Below are 2,539 nucleotides of genomic sequence, written 5' to 3'. Positions count from 1 at the left end.
AACTGAACGCATCGAGCCGCATCCTGCAACTGGCGTCGCTGACGTTCGACGCCAGCACGTTCGAGATCTGGGGCGCGCTGTTGAACGGCGCGCGCCTGATCATCGCAGAACCGGGCATGCTCTCCGTGACGCAGATCGGCGCGGCCCTCGAGGCCCACGAGATCGATACCTTGTGGCTGACGTCCGCGCTGTTCAATCAGATGGTGGCCTACCAGCTGCCAAGCCTGGCCAAGGTGAGCCGCATCCTGGCGGGCGGCGAGGCGCTGTCGCCGCATCATGTCCAGCAGCTGCTGGACTACAGCCCGTCGGTACGGATGATCAACGGCTACGGTCCGACCGAGAGCACCACTTTCACGTGCTGCCATACGGTTCCTGCGGGCTCGGTGGTCGGTTCGTCGATTCCGCTGGGCCGTCCTATCGCCAACACCGAGGTGTATATCCTCGACGCTGCGCTTGAACCGGTGCCGGTGGGCGCGGTGGGCGAGCTGCATATCGCCGGCGCCGGCCTGGCGCGCGGCTACCTGAATCGAGCCGACCTGACGGCGGACAAATTCGTGCCGAATCCGTTCGGCGAGGCAGGATCGCGCATGTACAAATCGGGCGATTTGGCACGCTATCTGGAAGACGGCAGCATCGAATACCTGGGCCGTATCGACCATCAGGTCAAGCTGCGCGGCTTCCGCATCGAGCTTGGCGAGATCGAGGCTGTACTGGCGGCCCTGGAGCCGGTGCGCGAAGCGTTGGTGCTGGCCCGGGAAGACGTGGCCGGCGACAAGCGGCTGGTGGCCTATCTGGTGGCGCACGATGGCGAGCAATTGCCTGATGCCGCCGGACTGCGCGCCGCCTTGCTGGCATCGCTGCCGGAATACATGGTGCCTGCCCACTTCGTGGTGCTGGACCAGCTGCCATTGACGCCGAACGGCAAAGTGGACCGCAAGGCCTTGCCAGCGCCGGATATGGCGCGCAGCGAAGAAGGCTACGTGGCGCCGCGCACGGCGGCCGAAGAGGCCATGGCCGATATCTGGGCCGGCGTGCTCAATCTGGACAAAGTGGGCGTGCACGACAACTTCTTCACGCTGGGCGGCCACTCGCTGCTGGCGATCACGCTGGTGGAGCGCATGCGCCGCGGCGGCCTGAATGTCGACGTGCGCACCTTGTTCGCCACGCCGACCATCGCCGCACTGGCCGGAACGTCGGGTGGTGAAAACAACGACATCGTGGTGCCGGCCAACGGCATCGTGGCTGGTAGCACGGCGATCACGCCGGAGATGGTGACGCTGGTGAAGCTGGACGAACAGGAGATCGCACGCGTGGTCGCGGCGGTTCCGGGCGGCGCCGCCAATATCCAGGATATCTATCCATTGGCGCCGCTGCAGGAAGGCATTCTGTTCCATCACATGATGAGCGAGGAGGGCGACGCCTACCTGCTGCCTAGCCTGATGCAGTTCGACAGCCGCGAGCGGCTTGACGGCTTCGTCTCGGCCTTGAACAAGGTCGTGGCGCGCCACGACATCCTGCGCACGGCCATGCATTGGGAAGGCTTGAACGAAGCGGTGCAGGTGGTCTGGCGCGAGGCGCATCTGGTGGCCGAGCAGGTCAACCTGGACCACGCGGCCGACGTGGCAAAGGAACTGGCGGAGCGCTATCATCCACGCCAATACCGTCTGGACGTGCGCCAGGCGCCGCTGATGCGCGCGTTTGTCGCGCAGGACAAAGTCAATGGCCGCTGGCTGCTGCAAATCCTGGCGCACCACCTGGCGATCGATCACAGTACGCTCGACATGCTGGTCGCGGAAGTTCGCATGCTGCTGCAAGGCCGCGCCGACGAACTGCTGCCGGCGCTGCCGTTCCGTAATTTCGTTGCCCAGGCCCGTCTGGGCGTGAGCCAGGCCGAGCACGAGGCCTACTTCGGCGCGATGCTGGCCGACGTGGATGAACCGACCGCCCCATTCGGCCTGCTCGACGTGCAGGGCGATGGCACGGGCATCGTCGAGTCGCACCGGATGGTCGATGGCGATTTGTCGCGTCGTTTGCGCCAGCAGGCACGCCAGCTGGGCGTGAGCGCTGCGAGCGTCATGCATCTGGCATGGGCGCAGGTGCTGTCCAAGGTGTCTGGCCGCGACGATGTGGTGTTCGGCACGGTGCTGCTGGGCCGTATGGCCGGCGGTGAAGATGCGTCGAGCGTACTGGGGATGTTCATCAACACGCTGCCGGTGCGTTTCAAGCTGGGCGAACAAGGCGTGGCGCAAGCGGTGCGCTCCGCGCACGACATGTTGACGCAATTGCTCCGTCACGAGCACGCGTCGCTGGCGCTGGCGCAGCGTTGCAGCGGCGTGAAGGCGCCGATGCCGCTGTTCTCGGCGCTGCTCAACTACCGCCATAGCGTGGCGCAGAAGGCGGGCGACGCGGCATGGCAGGGCGTTGGAATGCTCAGCAGCGAAGAGCGCACCAATTATCCGGTCACGTTCTCGGTCGACGATCTGGGCGACGACTTTTCGCTGACGGCGCAGGTCAGCGCAAGCGTGTCGGCACAGCGCGT

At 65.5% G+C, this 2,539-nt stretch carries 1 protein-coding gene; it reads left to right on the top strand.

All coding sequences use genetic code 11. From position 1 onward, the window contains the following. The coding region (locus DUGA2_RS32280; RefSeq protein WP_141753460.1) for a condensation domain-containing protein at positions 1–2,539 on the top strand (2,539 nt) is incomplete at both ends.

This window comes from Duganella sp. HH101 (genome assembly GCF_001758795.1).
Classification (GTDB): domain Bacteria; phylum Pseudomonadota; class Gammaproteobacteria; order Burkholderiales; family Burkholderiaceae_D; genus Rugamonas; species Rugamonas rivuli.
Note: the sequence above shows the minus strand (reverse complement) of the source record. Positions and strands in the feature narration are given on the sequence as shown.